General features: G+C 36.3%; 16 protein-coding genes. 8 read left to right on the plus strand and 8 right to left on the minus strand.

The window, feature by feature from the left end; all coding sequences use genetic code 11:
• Positions 1-32: 32 nt before the first annotated feature.
• Both K8344_RS02900 and recA read right to left on the minus strand, forming a co-directional pair.
• Positions 33-572, minus strand: a complete 540-nt coding sequence (locus K8344_RS02900; protein WP_237606789.1) for an RNA polymerase sigma factor — start codon at positions 570-572, stop codon at positions 33-35.
• A gap of 130 nt (positions 573-702) precedes the next feature.
• Positions 703-1,710 carry a recombinase RecA gene (recA, locus tag K8344_RS02905; RefSeq protein WP_237606790.1) on the minus strand — a complete coding sequence of 336 codons (1,008 nt, stop codon included), beginning with the start codon at positions 1,708-1,710 and terminating at the stop codon, positions 703-705.
• 442 nt (positions 1,711-2,152) lie between these two features.
• Between recA and trhO the strand changes: the two genes are divergently transcribed.
• From trhO to K8344_RS02935, 6 genes are all read left to right on the plus strand, one after another.
• A complete protein-coding gene (gene trhO / locus K8344_RS02910; protein WP_237606791.1) occupies positions 2,153-3,184 on the plus strand; it encodes an oxygen-dependent tRNA uridine(34) hydroxylase TrhO in 1,032 nt (343 codons plus the stop codon).
• 215 nt (positions 3,185-3,399) lie between these two features.
• Positions 3,400-4,758, plus strand: a complete 1,359-nt coding sequence (locus K8344_RS02915; RefSeq protein ID WP_237606792.1) for a regulatory iron-sulfur-containing complex subunit RicT — start codon at positions 3,400-3,402, stop codon at positions 4,756-4,758.
• Positions 4,751-5,230: a gliding motility lipoprotein GldH gene (locus K8344_RS02920; protein ID WP_237606793.1), complete on the plus strand. Its 480-nt coding sequence runs from the start codon at positions 4,751-4,753 to the stop codon at positions 5,228-5,230. Before K8344_RS02915 ends, K8344_RS02920 begins: the two co-directional genes overlap by 8 nt.
• A gap of 10 nt (positions 5,231-5,240) precedes the next feature.
• The gene (locus K8344_RS02925) at positions 5,241-7,550 is read left to right on the plus strand and encodes a penicillin-binding protein 1A (protein ID WP_237606794.1); all 2,310 of its coding nucleotides are present in this window, start codon (positions 5,241-5,243) and stop codon (positions 7,548-7,550) included.
• Positions 7,551-7,707: 157 nt separating this feature from the next.
• A complete protein-coding gene (locus tag K8344_RS02930) occupies positions 7,708-8,406 on the plus strand; it encodes a CoA transferase subunit A (RefSeq protein WP_237606795.1) in 699 nt (232 codons plus the stop codon).
• 150 nt (positions 8,407-8,556) lie between these two features.
• The gene (locus tag K8344_RS02935; RefSeq protein WP_139854436.1) at positions 8,557-9,210 is read left to right on the plus strand and encodes a CoA transferase subunit B; all 654 of its coding nucleotides are present in this window, start codon (positions 8,557-8,559) and stop codon (positions 9,208-9,210) included.
• Positions 9,211-9,383: 173 nt separating this feature from the next.
• Here K8344_RS02935 and K8344_RS02940 read toward each other — a convergent pair whose 3' ends face one another.
• The gene (locus K8344_RS02940) at positions 9,384-11,072 is read right to left on the minus strand and encodes an ABC transporter ATP-binding protein (RefSeq protein ID WP_237606796.1); all 1,689 of its coding nucleotides are present in this window, start codon (positions 11,070-11,072) and stop codon (positions 9,384-9,386) included.
• 131 nt (positions 11,073-11,203) lie between these two features.
• On the opposite strand from K8344_RS02940, the gene K8344_RS02945 reads away from it, so the two are divergent.
• Entirely contained in the window at positions 11,204-11,671 is a 468-nt protein-coding gene (locus K8344_RS02945) for a lipocalin-like domain-containing protein (protein WP_237606797.1), read from the plus strand.
• 93 nt (positions 11,672-11,764) lie between these two features.
• On the opposite strand, the gene polA is transcribed toward K8344_RS02945, so the two are convergent.
• On the minus strand, positions 11,765-14,644 hold the full coding sequence (gene polA / locus K8344_RS02950; RefSeq protein ID WP_237606798.1) for a DNA polymerase I: 2,880 nt from the start codon (positions 14,642-14,644) through the stop codon (positions 11,765-11,767).
• 282 nt (positions 14,645-14,926) lie between these two features.
• Between polA and K8344_RS02955 the strand changes: the two genes are divergently transcribed.
• Positions 14,927-15,640 carry a T9SS type A sorting domain-containing protein gene (locus K8344_RS02955; RefSeq protein ID WP_237606799.1) on the plus strand — a complete coding sequence of 238 codons (714 nt, stop codon included), beginning with the start codon at positions 14,927-14,929 and terminating at the stop codon, positions 15,638-15,640.
• 236 nt (positions 15,641-15,876) lie between these two features.
• Here K8344_RS02955 and tsf read toward each other — a convergent pair whose 3' ends face one another.
• The 4 genes from tsf to rplM all read right to left on the minus strand — a co-directional run bounded on the left by tsf (position 15,877) and on the right by rplM (position 18,914).
• Positions 15,877-16,842 carry a translation elongation factor Ts gene (gene tsf, locus K8344_RS02960; RefSeq protein WP_237606800.1) on the minus strand — a complete coding sequence of 322 codons (966 nt, stop codon included), beginning with the start codon at positions 16,840-16,842 and terminating at the stop codon, positions 15,877-15,879.
• A 97-nt stretch (positions 16,843-16,939) separates the two neighbouring features.
• On the minus strand, positions 16,940-17,821 hold the full coding sequence (gene rpsB, locus K8344_RS02965) for a 30S ribosomal protein S2 (RefSeq protein ID WP_237606801.1): 882 nt from the start codon (positions 17,819-17,821) through the stop codon (positions 16,940-16,942).
• A gap of 251 nt (positions 17,822-18,072) precedes the next feature.
• The gene (gene rpsI / locus K8344_RS02970) at positions 18,073-18,459 is read right to left on the minus strand and encodes a 30S ribosomal protein S9 (protein ID WP_139854294.1); all 387 of its coding nucleotides are present in this window, start codon (positions 18,457-18,459) and stop codon (positions 18,073-18,075) included.
• Positions 18,459-18,914, minus strand: a complete 456-nt coding sequence (gene rplM / locus K8344_RS02975) for a 50S ribosomal protein L13 (RefSeq protein ID WP_237606802.1) — start codon at positions 18,912-18,914, stop codon at positions 18,459-18,461. Before rplM ends, rpsI begins: the two co-directional genes overlap by 1 nt.
• Between the last annotated feature and the right edge of the window lie 227 nt (positions 18,915-19,141).

Consider the following 19,141-nt stretch of genomic DNA (forward strand, 5'->3'; position numbering starts at 1 on the left):
GGATTTATTACTCTAAACAATTCAATAATGCATTAAGTGTTATAATTTTTAGCATTATACTCTTCAATTTTATTTTTCAATATCACTCTAGCGCGTGCAAGGTTAGATTTAGACGTTCCGTCGCTAATACTTAACATTTCAGCAATCTCTTTATGCTGATAGCCATCTAAAACATACATACTAAAGACCAATCTATACCTGTCTGGCAATTCTTGTACAATTTTTAGCAAAAAATTTAATGGAATTTCTTCGCTATCAATTTCTACTTCTGCCTCATCTTCAATCTGGCCTTCGTCTATTATTTCAAAATTACGCTGTTTTCGGTATTTTTGAAGGACAGTATTCACGGTTACCCGTTTCATCCAACCTTCAAAAGAACCTTTGCCTTTATATTGCTCAACCTTTTTAAAAATGGTTATAAATGCATCTTGCAAATTGTCTTCCGCCTCTGTGTAATTAGGCGAATAGCGAAGACAGATAGCAAATAGGATTCGGTTGTACTTTTCGTACAATTCGCCTTGTGCCTTTGCATTCTGCTTTTTGCATTGTTGTATGAGCTCTTCTAAAGTCAATTGCAGTACCGTGAATTAACATTAAGTTGTAAATACCTCTATATTTTTAGAGGGCAACCGTAAATATTCAAGGTTCCTACGTTGTGTAGATGCCACAGTATCAAAAGGGTTGCGTAATTTTTTAAAAAATTTATTGATTTAATGCTGCAATGGCGTCTTTAATTTTTACTTCTAATTCTTCCATTAACTCTGGATTGTCTAATAAAAGTCTTTTCACTGCGTCACGGCCTTGTCCAAGTTTTGTGTCGTCGTAGCTAAACCAAGAACCTGCTTTTTTAACAATTTCGAAGTCAACTCCAAGGTCGATAATCTCCCCAACTTTAGAGATTCCTTCACCATACATAATGTCAAATTCAGCTTGCTTAAATGGTGGAGCTACTTTGTTTTTAACAACTTTAATTCTGGTTTTATTACCAGTAACATTACTGTCGGTATCTTTAATTTGTGTAGAGCGACGAATATCTAGTCGAACAGAAGCATAGAACTTTAATGCGTTACCACCTGTTGTGGTTTCAGGGTTTCCAAACATTACACCAATCTTTTCACGTAATTGGTTAATAAAGATAACCGTACATTTCGTCTTGCTGATAGAACCTGTAAGCTTTCGTAGTGCTTGGCTCATTAAACGTGCGTGAAGTCCCATTTTACTGTCTCCCATCTCACCTTCAATTTCACTTTTTGGCGTCAAAGCTGCAACCGAGTCAATAACAACAATATCAATAGCCCCACTTCTAATTAGATTATCGGCAATTTCCAATGCTTGTTCCCCGTTATCAGGTTGAGAAATAATAAGGTTTTCAATATCTACTCCAAGTTTTTCGGCATAAACACGATCAAAGGCGTGCTCTGCATCTATAAATGCCGCAATACCTCCTTTTTTCTGAGCTTCTGCCATTGCGTGAAGCGTTAAAGTAGTTTTACCAGAAGATTCTGGCCCGTATATTTCAATAACTCTTCCTCGTGGGTAGCCGCCAACACCTAAAGCCACATCCAAACCAAGGGAACCTGTTGGGATTACGTCTACATCTTCTACGGCACTATCGCCCATTTTCATTACGGTACCTTTACCGTAAGTTTTGTCAAGTTTATCAAGTGTAAGCTTTAAAGCTTTTAATTTTGCGTCTTTTTCAGTGCTCATTTTCAATGTGTTTAATGATAGAATTTTAATTAGCTAAGATACTATTTCTTCAGCCGAAGGGCAAAAATAATATGGAATAGGTAGGTGTTTTTGTTAACAAATTTGAAAGCTATAAGTTCGGCTTGTAAAAACTGACCTTATATCAATTTAAATCTTTAAACTATTGTAAATTAGGTTCTTATGAAAACCGCTTTATATGTGGTAATCGTTTTAAAAGTGTAAAAGAGGTGGTTGAAGTTTTCAAATATTCTATTCGGAATTAATTTCAGAACTATTTTATAGTTGCAAGTCTATTTTCAGCTTTAAAATAAATTTCATACCCTATTAGATCTTTAATGAAGTTGAGGATAGTATTAATCCTTAGCTTTCTTCCGATTTTTACAAAAACTATTACCTTTGCGGCTTTAAAAATCAATTCTTTTCACCTAAAAATTAGTATAGCATGCAACTGTACAATAAATTAAGTGCTAAAGAAAGGGAAGCACTTTTAGAAGAAGCCGGGGAAGAACGGCTTACCCTTTCATTTTATAAGTATGCCAAAATTGGCAATCCTCATCTTTTCAGGAATCACCTTTTTGTTACTTGGCATGAACAAGATGTTCTAGGTCGAATTTATGTAGCTCACGAAGGTATAAATGCGCAACTTTCGGTTCCGGCAAAACGTTTTAAGGAGTTTAAAGAGTTTTTAGACGGAATAAACTTTTTAAAAGATGTTCGGTTAAATATTGCTATTGAACAAGATTTAAAATCGTTTTTAAAGCTGAAAGTAAAAGTTCGCGATAAAATTGTGGCGGATGGATTAAATGATGAAACTTTTGATGTTACCAACAAAGGAGTTCACGTAGATGCTGTTGCCTTTAATGAACTTATTGAAGATCCAGATGTAGTTTTGGTCGATATGCGAAACCATTACGAAAGTGAAATAGGACATTTCAAGAATGCGATTACTCCGGATGTAGATACTTTCCGTGATTCATTAGATATTATTGAAGAAGATTTAAGAGACCACAAGGAAGATAAAAAACTTGTAATGTATTGTACAGGAGGTATTCGTTGTGAAAAAGCCAGTGCTTATTACAAGCACAAAGGTTTTAAAAATGTTTTTCAATTAGAAGGTGGTATTATTGAATACGCTAGACAAGTAGAAAACTTAGGGCTAGAAAATAAATTCTTAGGCAAAAATTTCGTTTTCGATCATCGTCGTGGCGAGCGTATTACCAATGATATTATAAGTCACTGTCACCAATGTGGAGAACCTTGCGATACGCATACCAACTGTGCGAATCAGGCTTGTCACTTACTGTTTATTCAGTGTGAAAAGTGTGCTGTAGCTATGGAAAACTGTTGTTCAGACGATTGTATTGAGATTATACATTTACCAGAAGAAGAGCAAAAAAGAAGGCGTCAAGGAATCCCGAATAGTAATAAAATATTTAAAAAGGGACGTTCTGAAAAGTTAAAGTTTAAAAAGTAAGTGCATGTTGAGTGCTGGATTAAGGAAAACGGGTGGTTGCAGCTTCTGATATGTTTTTGAGGTGTTTCCCTTCATTTGGAAACTTGATTTCATTAGTAAAATTCATAATTCTGAATTCAGCATTCATAATTATTTATTGGTATCTTTACCGATTAGCAATTTTGTTTAATTTTTCGTCCCTCTTCATTTAGAACAGGGCTTTATATATAAAAAATATGGGCTGTACCAGCTGTGCCACTGGCGCCAACGGACAGCCAAAGGGATGCAAGAACAATGGTACTTGCGGAACCGATGGCTGCAACAAACTAACGGTGTTTGATTGGCTTTCAAATATGCAACTTCCCGCTAATATGGAACCCTTCAATGCGGTAGAAGTTCGCTTTAAAAACGGTAGAAAAGATTTCTACCAAAACCGAGATAACCTCACACTAAGCATTGGCGATACTGTAGCTACAGAAGCTTCGCCAGGTCACGATATAGGAATGGTAACTTTAACAGGCGAGCTTGTTAGGGTTCAAATGAAAAAGAAACGAGTGCCAACCAAGATCGAGGCGCTTCCAAAAATTTATCGCAAGGCAACTCAAAAGGATATAGATATCTGGCAAGAAGTCCGCAACAAGGAGGCAGATGTTCAGAAACGTTCTAGAGAAATAGCTATTCGTTTAGGACTTCAAATGAAGATTAGCGATGTAGAATTTCAAGGAGATGCATCAAAAGTTATATTCTATTATACTGCTGAAGAAAGAGTAGATTTCCGTGAATTAATTAAAGAATTTGCACGAACTTTCAATACCCGTATTGAGATGAAGCAAATTGGTTTTCGCCAAGAGGCTGCGCGCTTAGGCGGTATTGGTAGTTGTGGTCGTGAACTTTGCTGTTCTACATGGCTTACAGATTTCCGTTCGGTAAATACTTCGGCAGCACGTTATCAGCAACTTTCTCTAAACCCTCAAAAACTTGCAGGACAGTGTGGAAAGCTTAAATGTTGTTTGAATTACGAATTAGACACTTATTTAGAAGCATTAGAGTCTTTTCCAAGTACTGATATTAAGTTACAAACCGAAAAAGGAACTGCTACTTGCCAAAAAATTGATATTTTTAAAGGCTTGCTTTGGTATGCCTACGAAAAGGATTACATGAATTGGCACGAGCTTACTGCTGAAAAAGCTAACGAAATTATCGAGCTAAATAAGTCTGGTAAAAAACCTTTTGCATTAGAGGAGTTCATCATTGAATCGCCAATAGCCGAAAAAGAACCTTATAGTAATGTGGTTGGTCAAGACAGTTTAACGCGTTTTGACAAACCAAAACAGAAACCTAAAAAGCGCAGAAAAAAGACTAAATCTAAGCCTCGTGCAAATGCTAATTCGGCTAATAAACCAGGAGTTGGAGCAAACAAAAACGCTCCAAAAAAGGCGAATACTAAACCTAGAAAAAAGCCTAGTAATAAGCCAGGTAGTAAACCGGCAAATAAACCTGCTAATACTAATAAACCTACAAATAAGTCAAGTAATAAAGCACCTAAAAAGCCAACGAATCAAAATAGAAATAGAAAGTCGTCAAAAAATGAATAAATTAGTAATGATTTTTGTGGCTGCTGTATGTTTCGTTTCCTGCGATTCTAATACGGTATTTAGTGATACAAAAGCAATGGACGGGCATTGGGGTGCTTCTGAAATTGTATCGTTTACCTTGCCTGAATTAGATTCGCTAAAGAAATATAATTTATTTTTAAACATCAGAAACACTAACGAATATAAATACAATAACCTATTTTTAATAGTTTCGATGGAGTTTCCACACGGTAAAACAATTACCGATACTTTAGAATACCGTATGGCTAACCCGGATGGTTCATGGATGGGTCACGGTATTGGAAACTTAAAAGAAAATAAATTGTGGTATAAAGAAAATGTACAGTTTGTTGAAGCTGGGTTTTACAAGGTTAACATAGGGCATGCAATGCGCAATAACGGTTCTATTGAAGGCGTTAGCAAACTTGAAGGTATATCAGACGTTGGGTTTAGTATAGAAGCTTCCAAATAGTAAATAAAATATGGCAACAAAAAAGGCATCCGCAAAAGATAAAAAACGCAGTTTAGGGCGTCACATTAGAACCTTTTGGAAGATTTTCGCAGGGTTAATACTTCTAATAGTCTTAATGTTTTTAATGGCTTCTTGGGGCGTTTTTGGAAGCCTTCCAGATGAAACAAGCCTAGAAAATCCAGAGAAAAACCTCGCAACTGAAATTATTTCATCGGACGGAAAAACTATTGGAAAATTCTACAAAGAAAACCGTACTCCGGTACCTTACGATTCTTTACCAGACCACTTAATTAATGCATTAATTGCAACTGAAGACGTTCGTTTTTACGATCACTCCGGCATTGATGGACGTGGGACATTAAGAGCAATTGCATTTTTAGGCTCTAAAGGTGGAGCAAGTACAATTAGTCAACAGCTAGCAAAATTGTTTTTTACCGAACAGGTATCTCGCAACAAATTCCAAAGGGGGCTACAAAAAGTTAAAGAATGGATTATTGCAACTCGTTTGGAACGCCGTTATACAAAAGAGGAGATTATTACAATGTATTTTAACGAATACGACTTTGTGAATCAAGCTGTTGGTATAGAGTCTGCAGCTAATATTTACTTCGACAAACCGCCGTCGCAGCTATCAACTATAGAATCTGCGACTCTTGTAGGAATGTTCAAAAATGCTTCCCTATATAATCCAATTCGAAATCCAGAAGGTGTTAAAAATCGAAGAAATGTGGTGTTAGCACAAATGGAGAAATACGATTATATTTCAGAAAAAGTAAAAGATTCGTTACAAGCTCTTCCACTGAATATCGAATTTACACCGCAAGGTCACGATGAAGGAAGTGCGACTTATTTCCGTGAATATGCGCGTCATTTTATGGAAAATTGGATAAAAGAACATCCTAAGTCTGATGGTAGTAAATACAATATTTATCAGGACGGACTCAAAGTTTATGTAACCATAGATAGTAAAATGCAACTTCATGCCGAAAATGCTGTTAAAACGCATATGGCGAATCTTCAAGCTGTTTTTGACAAACAAAATAAAGGGAATAAAACGGCCCCTTTTAGAGATATAACAGAAAAGGAGACTGAAGGGATAATAAATTCGGCCATGCGTAAAAGTGATCGTTGGCGCGAGATGAAAAAACAAGGGAAAGAAGAGGAAGAAATTATTGAAAGCTTCAAAAAAGCGATTCCTATGCGTGTTTTTTCTTGGCAAGGAGATATCGATACTATCATGACTCCATTAGATTCAATTCGCTATCACAAATCATTCTTACAAGCAGCCATGATGTCTATGACTCCTCAAACTGGTGAGGTAAAAGCATGGGTGGGTGGAATAGACTATAAACATTACAAATACGATATGGTGAAAAAAGGAAGGCGCCAAATAGGATCTACTTTTAAACCCTTCGTATATGCTACAGCTATAGACCAAATGCACATGTCGCCTTGCGATACACTGCCCAATACTTTATACACGATTCCAGCAGGGAAACACAATTTATTAAAACCATGGGCACCTAAAAACTCTGGGGGTAGTTATGGTGGAATGGTGTCTCTTAAAAATGCACTTGCAAATTCTATCAACACTATTACCGCACGACTTATTGATAGAGTAGGGCCTGAACCAGTTATCGACTTGGTGAAAAAAATGGGTGCAAATACAGAGAATATACCTGCTGTACCTTCCATTGCTTTGGGAACTGCAGATCTATCGGTTTATGAAATGGTAGGCGCGTATAGCACCTTCGCAAATGAAGGAGTATATATAGAACCTATATTAATTCAGAGAATTGAAGATAAAAATGGAACAGTTCTCTATCAAAATGTTCCAAAAACAAGAGATGTTATAAGTGATGAAACTGCTTATGTTACTACTAGTTTGATGGAAGGAGTAACACAATCAGGAACGGGTACTCGATTAAGAGGAAATTGGGCTGTTAACTCCCCTTTTTACAAAGAAGTAATGACGGGGTATCCATACGATTTTAAAAATCCTATTGCTGGTAAAACGGGAACTACACAAAACAACAGTGATGGTTGGTTTATGGGAATGGTTCCAAATCTTGTTACAGGAGTTTGGGTTGGTGGTGATGATAGAGCTACCCATTTTAGAAGCACTAGATACGGACAAGGAGCAACAATGGCACTACCAATTTGGGGAATGTATATGAAGAGCTGTTACGCCGATAAGGATTTAAATGTATCGACAGATGGTTTTAAACGTCCAAGTAACCTTACCATTGAAACAAATTGTGCAGTATGGAAGGATAAGGATGCCGATAAGGAAGAAATTCCAGATGAATTTGATTTTTAGATAGATAGCGAATATTTATAGATAAATTTTTAGACACTTTCAAGGTTTACGGAAAAAAGCTTTTCTATTTGAAATAGCCATTGGATGTCTAAAAGGTCGAGATGGATTTGTTCTTAAAACTCAGACTAATTTTGTAATTTTCAGAAAAATTTTAAAAATGATAAATAAGACAGTAGCAAACGTTCGAGAAGCCTGTGAAGGTATTGATGACGGAATGACTTTTATGCTTGGAGGCTTTGGATTATGTGGTATTCCTGAGAATATAATTAATGAATTGGTTAGGCGAAATGTTCAAGGGGTTACTTGTATCTCAAATAATGCGGGAGTTGATGATTTTGGTCTAGGTCTTTTGCTTAAAAAGCACCAAATAAAGAAAATGATTTCTTCTTATGTAGGAGAAAATGCCGAATTTGAACGCCAAATGCTAAGTGGTGAAATGGAGGTAGAGCTTGTTCCTCAAGGAACGCTAGCCCAAAGATGTGAAGCTGCTCGCACTGGTATTCCAGCCTTTTTTACTCCTGCAGGTTACGGAACCGAAGTAGCTGAAGGTAAAGAAACCCGTGAATTTAACGGAAAAATGCACATAATGGAGAGAGCCTTTGAAGCTGATTTCTCATTTGTAAAGGCTTGGAAAGGCGATGAAGCTGGAAATCTTATTTTTAAAGGTACAGCAAGAAACTTTAACCCTGCTATGTGTGGCGCTGGAAAAATTACAGTAGCTGAAGTAGAAGAACTGGTTCCCGCTGGCGAATTAGACCCGAACCATGTTCATATTCCTGGAATATTTGTTCAGCGAATTTTTCAAGGTGAGAAATATGAAAAACGCATCGAGCAACTTACAGTGCGTAAAAAATAAATAATTGGAATCTTAGCGTTTTCAGAGTTGAAATATTAGACCACAAAGAATCAGAGAACGCAGAGGAAAAATAATTATGTCAGGTTGAGCCCTTCGGCATCGCTCAGGATAACCCAAGGTGGAAACCTACTTCAAATTAACAATATTGAGATGTTAGATAAAAACCAAATAGCACAACGAATAGCAAAAGAAGTTAAGGACGGATACTACGTTAACTTAGGAATAGGAATTCCAACTTTAGTTGCGAATTTTGTGCGTGACGATATTAGTGTAGAATTCCAAAGTGAAAATGGAATTCTAGGAATGGGACCCTTCCCTTATGAAGGAGAAGAAGACCCAGATTTAATTAATGCTGGTAAACAAACTATTACAGCCCTACCTGGAGCTTCCTTCTTCGACTCGGCAATGAGCTTTGGTATGATACGTGGCCAACACGTAGATTTAACTATTTTGGGAGCAATGGAAGTATCTCAAAACGGTGATATTGCCAATTGGAAAATTCCAGGTAAAATGGTAAAAGGAATGGGAGGCGCAATGGATTTAGTAGCTTCAGCCGAAAATATTATTGTAGCAATGATGCATACCAATCGCGCTGGCGAATCTAAATTGCTAAAGGAATGTACTCTACCGCTTACTGGAGTTGCTTGTGTAAAAAAGATTGTGAGCAATCTTGCAGTAATGGAAGTTAGAGATGGTAAATTTCACCTATTAGAACGTGCACCTGGGGTTTCTGTTGAAGAAATTCAACAAGCAACTGAAGGTGATTTAGTAGTTGAAGGTGACATTCCTGAAATGAAATTTTAAAATAATTCTACTTTTTTTATATAATAGGGGTTATTTAAAAAGCAAAAATTATTTGATTTGTTAGGTCGAGCGTAGTCGAGACCTATTTAGAAGTCAGTAATTTAAAGTTCTCGACTGCGTTCGAACAGAAAGTGAGACTTGCTTTTTGGATAGCCTTTTTTGTTCAGGAAAGATTAAATCCCTTTAGGAATTGCTTCAATAAGCTTTTTTGAATATTCGGTCTGCGGGTTTTCGTAAATTTCGTCGGCATCTCCTAGTTCTTCTATTTTCCCTTTATTCATCACTAAAAGCTGATCCGCCATGTATTTTACCACAGCCAAATCGTGCGATATAAAAATATAGGTGAAGCCATAATCGTTTTTCAGTTCGTTCAAGAGATTAAGAACTTGTGCCTGCACAGAAATATCTAAAGCAGAAACCGATTCGTCACAAATAACAAGTTTTGGCTCTACTATTACTGTTCGAGCAATTCCAACACGTTGTCGTTGCCCCCCTGATAGCTCGTGTGGATATCGATAAAAGTATGTCTTATCCAAACCTACCCTGTCGAGAAGTGAAATTACACGATCTCTTCTTTCTTTTTTATTTTTCCCTAAACCGTGAACTTCCATGGGCTCCATCAAAGCTTCGCCTATCATCAAACGAGGGTTTAAAGAGGAAAATGGATCCTGAAAAATGATTTGAATTTCTTTTCTCAGATTTCTAATATCAGTTTTTGAAAGCGTTGTAAGTTCCTTACCACGATACTTAATACTTCCAGCCGTTGCTTTTTCCAACTGTAGAATAGTTTTCCCTAAAGTTGATTTCCCGCAACCCGATTCGCCTACAAGTCCTAAAGTTTCTCCTTCAAATACCGAAAAACTAACGTTATCTACTGCTTTTACAACTTCTGTTTTGGCAAAAAACCCCACATTGCTGAAATAGTATTTTTCAAGGTTGACGATTTCTAAAATAGGGGACTGAGTGTATATCTGCTTATGTTTTTTAGCGCGTTCGGTTGCTTTTATTTCTCTAGGCTTAAAACTTTTATCAGCAATAGAAGTAATGGTTGGCAATTCTGCTAAACGCACATTTAATGAAGGTCGCGACGCCAATAATGCTCTGGTATATTCGTTTTGAGGATTTTTAAAAATCTCTTCGGTAGTGGCACTCTCAACGATATTCCCCTTATACATTACCAAAACTCTATCTGCAATTTCTGAAACCAAGCTTAAATCATGCGAAATAAATAGCATAGCCATTTTAGTTTCTTTCTGAATCGATTTTAGAAGCGAAATAATTTCTTTCTGAACCGTAACATCAAGTGCTGTTGTTGGTTCGTCTGCTATGAGTAATTTAGGTTTACAAGCGATAGCCATAGCAATCATAACGCGCTGCATTTGTCCACCGCTTATTTGATGTGGATAACTGTTGTAAATTTCGTTGGGACGTGGCAATTTCACTTTTTCAAATAGCGAAATGGTTTCCTTTTTGGCTTCAGAAACATTTATATTTAAGTGAAGCATGAGTATTTCAGAAACTTGAAAACCGCATTTTAAAGAAGGGTTAAGCGCACTCATAGGCTCTTGAAAAATCATTGCGACTGCGCTACCGCGGATTTTTCTAAATTTCTTTTCATCGTACTTCAATAAATCGTTTCCTTGGAAAAGGATTTCTCCCGATAAGTTGGCTTGCTTTTTTGGCAATAACCCCATAAGTGCTAAAGATGTAACCGATTTACCTGAACCAGATTCGCCTACAATCCCTAAAATTTCGTTTTCAAATACATCAAAAGATATAGTATGTAAAACCTCAGTTTTCTTTTTCTTGTCACCAAAGGAAAGAACAAGATCTTTAATCGATATTAATGGGGTGTTTTCCATAGTATCAAAGATAGAATTTAAGTTAAAATTGACTGTGTAGTTTTGATTCAAAAATTTAAAAAGATGTAGCGACAAGCGAAAAAAGAAAATAATTGTTTTATTTTGAGAATCTCTAACGAAAATCAATTGATATGAAAAAAATATTTATAGCCTTATTTACAATAGTTTTATTTACGTCTTGCTCTTCCGATGATGATAGTAATTCAGCAGAAACGTCCATAGTAGGTTCTTGGTCGCTAACTGAAATGAATGTGGCTATTCCTGTAGATTTAAACAACGACGGATCTTTTAATCGAAATCTAATCGATGAAATTCCATGTATAGAGGGAACGAGTAACTTTTCTGCTAATAATGATTTCTCACAATCGTTTAGTGTGATAACACAAGAGGAAATAAACGGAGAAATTGTTTTTGCATGCCAAGGCACCGAAAGAAATGAAGGCACTTATGAAATTGTGGGAGGCCAAATTAAGTTTACCATAGAAGGTCCAGAGCCATTAACAGAAACTTTTGATTATACGCTAAATGACAATACGCTGAAAATCATAATGCCAACAGACGATTATGGCACTTTAGAAATGATTTCGCAAAGAGATTGACATAAACTGATGAAATTTCAAAGGGCATTTCTTAAGAAACACCCTTTGTTTTACTTCAGTATTTGATTTTTTTGCATTTTAGCCTTTAGGTGTTTAATGCGCTTCTAGCCAATTTTCTCCTACTCCCAAATCCACATCTAAAGGAACGGTAAGCTTGTAAGCGTTTTCCATTTCGTGTTTTACCATGGCTTTTAACTTTTCTAACTCAGGTTTGTAAACATCAAAAACCAATTCATCATGAACCTGAAGGAGCATTTTACTTTCATAATTTTCTTCTTCAAGCTTGTTGTAAATATTAATCATGGCAAGCTTGATGATATCTGCTGCACTACCTTGAATTGGAGCGTTTACAGCGTTTCTTTCAGCCGCACCTCTTACCACTTGGTTGCTACCATTAATGTCCTTTAAATAACGTCTACGGCCTAAAACGGTTTGAACATATCCGTGCTCCCGTGCGAAGTCTATTTGAGAACTTATGTAATTTCTAAGTTTTGGATATGTTTTGTAGTAGGTGTCTATTAGTTCTTTGGCTTCAGTTCTAGAGAGATCAGTTTGGTTGCTTAGTCCAAATGCCGAAACTCCGTAGATAATCCCAAAGTTTACAGTTTTAGCATTGCTTCGTTGTTCACGGGTAACTTCTTCTAAAGGCACATTAAAGACTTTTGCAGCCGTAGAAGCGTGAATGTCTTCTCCGTTTTTAAAAGCATCTATCATGTTATCTTCTTCGCTTAAAGCAGCGATAACGCGAAGTTCAATTTGCGAATAATCCGCAGCCATTAAAACATAGTCTTTATTTTTTGGGACAAATGCTTTTCGCACTTGGCGTCCGCGCTCTGTTCTAATAGGAATGTTTTGAAGGTTTGGATTATTACTACTCAAACGCCCAGTTGCTGCAACCGTTTGCATATAATCGGTATGTACACGACCTGTGGTTGGTTCTATCTGTGCTGGTAAAGCGTCAACATAGGTGCTTTTTAACTTAGCTAAGCCGCGATATTCTAACACATCTCGGATGATTTTATGATCTTTTGCTAAGTATGAAAGCACATCTTCTGAAGTAGAATATTGACCGGTCTTGGTTTTTTTCGGTTTGTCGATAAGCTTCATTTTCCCAAAAAGAATCTCTCCCAATTGCTTTGGAGAAGCAATGTTGAATGTTTCTCCAGCTTCTTCGTAAATATTCTTTTCCAATTGAAGTATATCGCTATCTAAAGCTGCTGATAAACTGTTTAAAAAGTTTTTATCGAGATTAATACCTTCCAATTCCATCGCGGCTAATACACGTAATAGAGGCACCTCAATTTCATCAAAAAGTTGTTGAGTGTTTGCCTCGCCTAATTCTTTTTCAAAATGTTCTTTAAGTTGTAAGGTAATATCGGCATCTTCTACTGCGTATTCGGTTTGTTGAACAACATCAACATCGCGCATACTGCGTTGATTCTTACCTTTTTTACCGATTAATGCGGTTATGGAAACAGGAGTATAGTTGAGGTAGGTTTCGCTCAATACGTCCATATTATGGCGCATATCTGGATTGATAAGATAATGCGCAAGCATAGTATCAAATAGTTTCCCTTTTACAGCTATATCGTATTTAGCTAAAACCTTAATATCGTATTTTAAGTTTTGTCCTATTTTCTCAATTGATTCATCTTCAAAGAAAGGACGTAAACCTTCTAGAATCTGTTGGGTTTCTTCGCGGTTTTCTGGGAACGGAATGTAAAAACCTTTTCCTTTTTCCCAAGAGAAAGCAATACCAACGAGTTCTGCTTCGAGCGGATTTAAACTTGTAGTTTCTGTGTCAAAACACACGCTTTTCTGCTTCATTAAATTTTGAAAAAACAACTTTGCGCCCATACCAGGTTGAACGGTTTGGTAGAAGTGTTCGGTATTTTCAATAGTTGCCCGTGTATTAAAATCTTTTGCATTTGCTGCTGCCTCTCCATCGCCTCCAAAAAGTGAAAATTGGCCTTGACCAGCACTTTTGCTGCGTTCCGCCACTTTTGATGTTTTTTGCTTTGTAGTAGGAGCGTTGTTTTCTGCATCATTTGGTTCACGGCTTGTGCCATTAGAAGCCATAGCCTCTACAGAGAAAGATTTTAGGAAATTATCTTTAAGTCTTCTGAACTCTAATTCGTCAAATATTTCTAATACCTTTTCTGTATCAGGAGGGCAAACTTCAAAATCTTCTTCATTAAATTCTACAGGAACATCCAGCATAATAGTTGCCAGTTGCTTACTGAGTAAACCAATTTCGCGATTAGCTTCTACCTTCTCCTTCATTTTGCCTTTAAGCTTATCGGTATTGTCTAGTAGGGCTTCCATTGAGCCAAATTCCTTAAGGAATTTCTTCGCTGTTTTTTCACCTACACCTGGTAGTCCCGGAATGTTATCGCTACTGTCTCCCATCATTCCCAAGAAGTCTATTACCTGAAGCGGATTTTCTACTTCAAACTTTTTCTGAACTTCTGGAATGCCCCAAGTTTCATAACCTCCACCAAAAACAGGGCGGTAGATAAATATATTTTCGGAAACCAATTGTGCAAAATCCTTATCTGGAGTTACCATATAGGTGGTATAACCCTCTTTTTCAGCTTTTTTAGCCAAGGTCCCAATTACATCATCTGCTTCAAAGCCTTCTTTTACCATTACTGGGATTTTCATGGCCTCAAGGATGCTATAGATATATGGAATTGCAAAACGTATTGCATCTGGAGTTTCGTCTCTATTCGCTTTGTATTCAGGAAACATTTCGTTTCGAGCTTCGCTGCCGCCTTTATCAAAGCAAACCGCAAGATGGTCTGGACGTTCTCTTTTTATTACGTCTATTAGTGAATTCATAAATCCCATAATAGCCGAAGTGTTTTGACCTTTGCTATTAATTTGTGGATTTTTTATAAATGCGAAATACCCTCTAAAAATAAGAGCGTAGGCATCAACAAGGAAAAGGCGTTTTTTTGGTTCTTGCATCATTATAATTTATAGTCTTTCTGAGCGCAGCCGAAAGGTTTATGAAGTTGATGTCCTTATCGTTCTCGACTGCGCTCGAACGGACATTTTTCTGTTTCTTCAAAAATAAAAGAAGTATTTGGAAATTAGCTTGTATTAGGGTAAAATAAAGATGTTCCAAGAATCTGATAAAATAGATGCTTTAATTTTTTTTAGCTATTTTTAATTTTAGAATTTACAACTATCGTGAGACATTGGCGCTAATGGAGTTGTTTAGGTTCCAAAAACCTTTTAAAACAATAAATTATGAAAACAATTATAATTTTTCTTTTTACGAGCCTAGTTTATGTTTCAACACACGCTCAAGATCCCCATCTTTTTGAAAATACCTGGTATTTAGAAAATGTAATTATTGACGGAGAAAACAATTACCCAATAAATTCAACCTTTGATGGCGAAATGAATTTTCAGGCAGACTTTATTTCTTTAGGTCATAGTTATTGTGAATCTGGCATTTCTGGAAATGTTATTTATACTGGTTCAAATCAGTTTAATTTAAGTGAAGTTATAGCTTTAGTTGAAACCTGTGAAGATCCAGATGTTTTAGAATTTATAAGTAAGCATTATTCTGTCTACGTAGATAATAATCTTATTGCGAAGAACCCATTAGATTATTATATAGTTTTTCTTGGGGATCATAAAACGCTAATTATTACCAACCCAGAAGGAAAACAAGCTATTTATAACAGTGGACCCTTAGGAGTTCAAGCTTTTGAAAACGCTATGTTTTCTATTTACCCAAACCCATCTTTTGAAACCTTAAATATTTCATCAACAAAACAAGTAGGAAATCTTCAAATTCACATTCTCAGTTTAGAAGGAAAACTTTTAAACACGCAACATATAGATTTTAACAAACAAACTTCAATTGATGTTTCAAACCTATCCAGCGGTATATACTTTTTAAAGATAGCGGATGAAAGTGGGAGAGTAGAGGTAAAAAAGTTTGTAAAACAATAAATAGTTCTCGACTGCGCTCGAACGGACATTTTTCTGTTTCTTCAAAAGTAAAAGAAGTATTTGGAAAATGTGAGTTATTATAAAATAATTCAACTAATGGGTAGTTGTAAAGAAATTTATAAAACAATAAATAGGTCTTCAGACAGCTATTGCCTGAGTTACCCTTGACAGTATTCATAAAAAAAAGAGGCTGAAAATTAATTCAGCCTCTTTCTGTATAAAATATGTTTTAAAGCTTATGCTAAAGAAACTCTTTTAAAGCCTACAACTTCAACATCGCCATACGTTTTTACGTAATCTGCAACGCTTTTCTTTTCGTCTTTAATAAAGTTTTGGTCAAGCAATGCTTTTTCATGGTCTAACGAAGTATTATCACTAATAAAACGCTCTAGTTTTCCAGGAAGTATTCTGTCCCAGATTTGCTCTGGTTTCCCTTCAGCTTTTAAGTCTGCTTTTGCATCTTCTTCAGCTTGTGCTAAAACTTCTGGCGTTAATTGTGCTCTAGAAATGTATTTAGGCACATTTTTTTGTGGCTTACCTAAACGGCCTAACTCGATATTGTCTTTTTCAATTGCTGCTATTCTTGCTTCAGTTTCTGATGCGATAAATTCCGGATCAAAATCTTTGTAAGAAAGCGTAGTTGCACCCATAGAAGCTACCTGCATAGAAACATCTTTTGCTAGCTCTTCAGCGTTGTCAACAGCTTTTGAAAGACCTGTTAAAGCAGCAATTTTGTTTACGTGTACATAAGAACCTACGAATGGCGCTTCAAGAATTTCAAAACCACCGATTTCTATTTTCTCACCAATAACACCAGTTTGTTCCGTTAATTTTTCAGCAATAGTCATTCCCTCGAATTCTGCAGCTAAAAATTCTTCTTTAGAAGAAGTATTTAATGCCACCTCAGCCATTTTGTTTGCCATTTCTACGAATGAATCGTTTTTAGCAACAAAGTCGGTTTCACAGTTTAATGAAATGGCAACACCTTTTGTGTTGTCGCTGTTAACTTTTACGGTTGCAACACCTTCGCTTGAATCGCGATCTGCTCTTTTTTCAGCAATTTTTTGTCCTTTTTTTCTAAGGATAGAGATTGCCTCTTCCATATTTCCTTCTGCCTCAACTAATGCCTTTTTACAGTCCATCATTCCAGCTCCAGTTGATTGTCTTAGCTTATTTACTTCAGCGGCTGTGATTTTTGCCATTTTCTTAAATTTTTTAGGTTTAATATTAAAAAAGTCGTTCAATTAATTTTCAACAAAGAAAAGAACCAAACGACTTTTAAATTTTAAAATATTGTTATTATTCTTCTTCGTTTAAAACTTGCTTTTTCGATTTCTGACGTACAGGCTGCTTAGCCTCTTTCATAGCTTTTACGTCTTCTTCGTCTGTTGAAGGTACCTCAACTTCTAGTTTTGCTTTTTTTGCAGGTTTAGCATCTTTAGAAGCTTTAGCTTTTTTAGCCATTCCTTTTTCATCATCTTCTTTTCCAGATTTTCTTTCAGAAAGTCCTTCAATAATAGCTTCAGAAACAAAACTCATAATACTTTCAATAGATTTTGAAGCATCATCGTTAGATGGAATTACGTAATCAATAACGCGAGGGTCACTATTAGTATCCACCATTGCAAAAATAGGAATGTTTAATTTTAAAGCTTCAGCAACTGCAATGTGCTCACGAGTTGTATCTACAACGAAAAGCGCTGCAGGAAGACGGCTCATATCAGAAATAGAACCTAAGTTTTTCTCTAATTTAGCACGAAGACGATCTACTGCCAAACGCTCTTTCTTAGAAAGTGTGTTGAAAGTACCATCTTGCTTCATTCTGTCGATAGAAGCCATTTTTTTAACAGCCTTACGGATAGTTACAAAGTTTGTAAGCATACCACCTGGCCATCTTTCTGTGATGTAAGGCATGTTTGCCGCTTTTGCTTTTTCAGCAACGATGTCTTTTGCTTGTTTTTTAGTAGCTACAAAAAGGATTTTGCGACCACTAGCTGCGATTTTTTTAAGAGCTTCACTAGCTTCTTCAATTTTTGCAGCAGTTTTGTAAAGGTTGATGATGTGAATCCCGTTGCGCTCCATATAGATATACGGCGCCATGTTTGGGTTCCATTTGCGGGTAAGGTGTCCGAAGTGTACACCAGCTTCAAGTAAGTCTTTTACTTCTACTTTTTTTGCCATTTTGTTTTAGTTTACGTTCTGTGAAAGGATAGCAACCTCTTCTAAATATGAATTTGGTTTAGATGCTAAACTAACTCCGCCGTGGCGGATAACAGCTTTTTTTAATTAATAATGATTATGAACATTTCAACTTTAATTGGGTATCCCATTTGAGATACCCAATTGAGTTGAGTATTATTAGGTTCAACAAACGCTCAAACATAAAGTTGAAGTGTAATTCTGCAACGTTAAGTATGAGTCTTGTTGAAGTATTAACGTTTCGAGAATTGGAATTTCTTACGAGCTTTCTTCTGTCCGAATTTCTTACGCTCTACCATTCTTGGGTCTCTTGTTAATAAACCTTCTGGTTTTAAGATTCCACGGTTTTCGTCGTTTAACGTACACATTGCGCGAGAAATAGCAAGACGAATAGCTTCTGCTTGTCCTGTAATTCCACCACCAAATACATTTACGTTGATATCGAAAGTGTTTTCGTTGTCTGTAAGTACTAAAGGTTGTTTAACTTTATACTGAAGCGTTCCAGTAGTAAAGTATTTATCCAACTCACGCTTGTTGATAGTAATGTTTCCTTTTCCTTCTTTAAGGTACACACGTGCAACAGCGGTTTTTCTTCTGCCTATTTTGTGAATTGTCTCCATTACTTGTTGTCGTTAAAGTTAATAGTTCGAGGTTTTTGTGCGTCCTGTCCGTGATTTGCATCTGCATACACTTTAAGGTTTCTGAACAAATCTGCGCCCAATTTATTTTTTGGAAGCATTCCTTTTACAGCTTTTTCAACAAGCCTTGTAGGGTCTTTTTTGTACATCTCGGCAGCAGTTAAGCTACGTTGTCCACCAGGATAACCTGTGTGGCGAATGTAGGTCTTGTCGGCCCATTTGTTACCAGTAAGTTTGATGTTATTAGCGTTAATAATAATTACGTTGTCACCGCAATCTACGTGAGGGGTGAAACTTGGTTTGTGCTTACCGCGAAGTAATTTAGCAACTTCGCTTGCAAGACGACCCAATGTTTGCCCGTCCGCATCTACTAGCAACCATTCTTTTTCAACGGTATTCTTGTTAGCAGATACTGTTTTGTAACTTAATGTATCCATTAGTTTTTTGTCAATCGTTAATAATTCATTGTTTCCTCATCTTAAAACAAAACGTATTTTGTCTAAGAGGGGTGCAAATGTAGTGTTATTTATTTGAAAAGCAATGGGGTGGCGATTAATTTTTCTTCGAAATAGATAAGTTTAATTTAAAGTGATAACTATTTAGGTAATTTTACATTGTAAATTAAACCTACAAGGATCCGCCTTCAACCTATAAATCTTGCAAA

The sequence above is a fragment of the Aequorivita xiaoshiensis genome (assembly GCF_022008395.1).
Taxonomy (GTDB): Bacteria; Bacteroidota; Bacteroidia; order Flavobacteriales; family Flavobacteriaceae; genus Aequorivita; species Aequorivita xiaoshiensis.

Coding starts and splice junctions, on each gene's coding strand:
- K8344_RS02920 (WP_237606793.1), top strand. CDS start 4,751: ATGAATAAATTAGTAATGATTTTTGTGGCTGCTGTATGTTTCGTTTCC.
- K8344_RS02940 (WP_237606796.1), bottom strand. CDS start 11,072: ATGGAAAACACCCCATTAATATCGATTAAAGATCTTGTTCTTTCCTTT.
- K8344_RS02925 (WP_237606794.1), top strand. CDS start 5,241: ATGGCAACAAAAAAGGCATCCGCAAAAGATAAAAAACGCAGTTTAGGG.
- recA (WP_237606790.1), bottom strand. CDS start 1,710: ATGAGCACTGAAAAAGACGCAAAATTAAAAGCTTTAAAGCTTACACTT.
- polA (WP_237606798.1), bottom strand. CDS start 14,644: ATGATGCAAGAACCAAAAAAACGCCTTTTCCTTGTTGATGCCTACGCT.
- K8344_RS02935 (WP_139854436.1), top strand. CDS start 8,557: ATGTTAGATAAAAACCAAATAGCACAACGAATAGCAAAAGAAGTTAAG.
- K8344_RS02955 (WP_237606799.1), top strand. CDS start 14,927: ATGAAAACAATTATAATTTTTCTTTTTACGAGCCTAGTTTATGTTTCA.
- rpsI (WP_139854294.1), bottom strand. CDS start 18,459: ATGGAGACAATTCACAAAATAGGCAGAAGAAAAACCGCTGTTGCACGT.
- K8344_RS02915 (WP_237606792.1), top strand. CDS start 3,400: ATGGGCTGTACCAGCTGTGCCACTGGCGCCAACGGACAGCCAAAGGGA.
- K8344_RS02945 (WP_237606797.1), top strand. CDS start 11,204: ATGAAAAAAATATTTATAGCCTTATTTACAATAGTTTTATTTACGTCT.
- rpsB (WP_237606801.1), bottom strand. CDS start 17,821: ATGGCAAAAAAAGTAGAAGTAAAAGACTTACTTGAAGCTGGTGTACAC.
- rplM (WP_237606802.1), bottom strand. CDS start 18,914: ATGGATACATTAAGTTACAAAACAGTATCTGCTAACAAGAATACCGTT.
- tsf (WP_237606800.1), bottom strand. CDS start 16,842: ATGGCAAAAATCACAGCCGCTGAAGTAAATAAGCTAAGACAATCAACT.
- trhO (WP_237606791.1), top strand. CDS start 2,153: ATGCAACTGTACAATAAATTAAGTGCTAAAGAAAGGGAAGCACTTTTA.
- K8344_RS02930 (WP_237606795.1), top strand. CDS start 7,708: ATGATAAATAAGACAGTAGCAAACGTTCGAGAAGCCTGTGAAGGTATT.